Origin of the sequence: Sulfitobacter sabulilitoris, assembly GCF_005887615.1 — a bacterium.
GTDB lineage: Bacteria > Pseudomonadota > Alphaproteobacteria > Rhodobacterales > Rhodobacteraceae > Sulfitobacter_E > Sulfitobacter_E sabulilitoris.
Window position 1 is genome coordinate 1 of record NZ_VANS01000014.1, and the last position, 2,500, is coordinate 2,500.

Genomic DNA, 2,500 nt, shown 5'->3' on the forward strand with positions numbered 1-2,500 from the left:
TGGTTGCGGGAGTAGGATTTGAACCTACGACCTTCAGGTTATGAGCCTGACGAGCTACCGGGCTGCTCCATCCCGCGACGCTTATGGCCGGTTGTCGCGCTTTGCGAGTTTTGGCCCTGTGTGCGGATCGTTTGGATCGCGCGTTGTGTCGCTGTGTGTGTCATCGATCGAGAGATACGGTTTTGCAGAGGTTTTACTAGGTTTGGCGGTGACCTACTCTCCCACGCCTTAAGACGCAGTACCATCGGCGCGGCGGCACTTAACTGCCGAGTTCGGGATGGGATCGGGTGTTTTGCTCGCGCTATGACCACCAAACCATGAAAAACCTCTGCGTCGCTTCTTTTTGCAAAGTGAAAGGCTACCGGTGGGAGGCCGCGTGTCCGAAGACTGCGCGGTCCCGCACCATCGCCTTATGAGCGACATCGTCCAAGTCAGTACACTGTGTTGTGTATGCTTTTGATTTATCTCGCAGAAGTCTTGCTTCTACTGGATCAAATCAAGCCTATCGAGCCATTAGTACCAGTCAACTGAACACATTGCTGTGCTTACATCTCTGGCCTATCGACGAGGTGGTCTACCTCGGCTCTCAGGGATACCTTGTTTTGAGGGGGGCTTCCCGCTTAGATGCCTTCAGCGGTTATCCTGTCCGATCATAGCTACCCAGCACTGCCGTTGGCACGACAACTGGTCCACCAGTGGATCGTTCACCCCGGTCCTCTCGTACTAGGGGCAACTCCTCTCAAGTATCCTACACCCACGGAAGATAGGGACCGAACTGTCTCACGACGTTCTAAACCCAGCTCACGTACCTCTTTAAACGGCGAACAGCCGTACCCTTGGGACCTGCTCCAGCCCCAGGATGAGATGAGCCGACATCGAGGTGCCAAACACTGCCGTCGATATGGACTCTTGGGCAGTATCAGCCTGTTATCCCCGGCGTACCTTTTATCCGTTGAGCGATGGCCCTCCCACTTGGGACCACCGGATCACTATGGCCGTCTTTCGACTCTGCTCGACTTGTCAGTCTTGCAGTCAGGCTGGCTTCTGCCATTGCACTCAACGAGCGATTTCCGACCGCTCTGAGCCAACCTTCGCGCGCCTCCGTTACGCTTTAGGAGGCGACCGCCCCAGTCAAACTACCCACCACACAGGGTCCCGGATCCGGATAACGGACCGCGGTTAGACATCAAGCAAAGCAAGGGTGGTATCTCAAGGGAGGCTCCACGCAGACTGGCGTCCACGCTTCAAAGCCCACCACCTATCCTGCACATGCTTGGCCTGATGCCAGTGTGAAGTTGTAGTAAAGGTGCACGGGGTCTTTCCGTCTAACCGCGGGAAACCTGCATCTTGACAGGTAATTCAATTTCGCTGAGTCGATGTTGGAGACAGCGGGGAAGTCGTTACGCCATTCGTGCAGGTCGGAACTTACCCGACAAGGAATTTCGCTACCTTAGGACCGTTATAGTTACGGCCGCCGTTTACCTGGGCTTCAATTCAGAGCTCTCACCCCTCCTTTTAACCTTCAGGCACCGGGCAGGCGTCAGACCCTATACGTCGTCTTGCGACTTCGCAGAGCCCTGTGTTTTTAATAAACAGTCGCCACCCCCTGGTTTGTGCCCCCAGCCAATACTTGCGTAGAAACTGGGCCTCCTTCTCGCGAACTTACGGAGGTATTTTGCCGAGTTCCTTCAACATCGTTCTCTCAAGCGCCTTGGTATTCTCTACCAGTCCACCTGTGTCGGTTTAGGGTACGATCTAGCGATGGAGCTATTTCCAGGAACCTCTAAGCAGCCCATTCAATCCAATAAGGATGAACTACCCTCGAGATCCGTCACTTCCATCTGGCCCAGGAATATTAACCTGGTTCCCATCGACTACGCCTTTCGGCCTCGCCTTAGGGGTCGGCTTACCCTGCTCAGATTAGCTTTAAGCAGGAACCCTTGGACTTTCGGCGACAGTGTCTCTCACACTGTTTGTCGCTACTCATGTCATCATTCTCACTAGTGATCTCTCCACCGGATCGCTCACGCGCCGGCTTCACAGAAAGCTTCGCGTCTCCAATCCCCCCGAAGGGGTCAAGGAGACATGAAACTATGTCACACTACGCTCTGCTACCATGCACTATGTGCATCCTAAGCTTCGGCTCATGGCTTGAGCCCCGTTACATCTTCGCCGCAGGACAACTTAATTAGACCAGTGAGCTGTTACGCTATCTTTAAAGGATGGCTGCTTCTAAGCCAACCTCCTGGTTGTTTTGGTCGTCCCACCTGCTTTCCCACTTAGCCATGAATTAGGGGCCTTAGCTGTAGGTCAGGGTTGTTTCCCTCTTCACGACGGACGTTAGCATTCGCCGTGTGTCTGCCATCTAGTACTCCTCGGTATTCGGAGTTTGGTTAGGATCAGTAAGCCTGTGGGGCCCCATTACCCATCCAGTGCTCTACCCCCGAGGGTATTCGGATGACGCTCTACCTAAATAGATTTCGCAGAGAACCAGCTATCT

1 tRNA gene and 2 rRNA genes (1 of these 3 cut by a window edge) are annotated in these 2,500 nt (G+C 54.0%); all 3 read right to left on the reverse strand.

Features of this window, described 5'->3' with window-relative positions:
- Nucleotides 1-77, reverse strand: a tRNA-Met gene (locus FDT80_RS18705).
- A 123-nt stretch (nucleotides 78-200) separates the two neighbouring features.
- Nucleotides 201-315: ribosomal RNA gene (rrf, locus tag FDT80_RS18710) — 5S ribosomal RNA — on the reverse strand.
- Nucleotides 316-492: 177 nt separating this feature from the next.
- A 23S ribosomal RNA gene (locus FDT80_RS18715) occupies nucleotides 493-2,500 on the reverse strand (it continues 824 nt past the right edge of the window).